Here is a 201-nt window from a genome sequence, read left to right on the forward strand (position 1 = left end):
AGGGTCACGCACTCGGCCGCGGCCGAGGACGTGTCCATGAAGTAGAGGCCCGGCCCCCGGGCCGGCGCTTCGGCGGGCTGGAGCGCGTCGATGAAGCGGCACTCGTGGCCGATCTTCTCGAGGTTGCCGAGCGCCTTCTCCTCGATCGTGGTCAGGCCGCCCGCGATGTTGCCCTTGGTGGGCTGCGAATCCGAGAGGTCG

The 201-nt window shown here is 70.1% G+C and carries 1 pseudogene; it reads right to left on the bottom strand.

Annotated elements, in window-relative coordinates:
- Positions 1–201: pseudogene (locus tag WDW90_RS40565) on the bottom strand (D-galactarate dehydratase); the annotation flags it as partial.

This window comes from Methylobacterium nigriterrae (assembly GCF_037106235.1).
GTDB classification, from domain to species: Bacteria; Pseudomonadota; Alphaproteobacteria; order Rhizobiales; family Beijerinckiaceae; genus Methylobacterium; species Methylobacterium nigriterrae.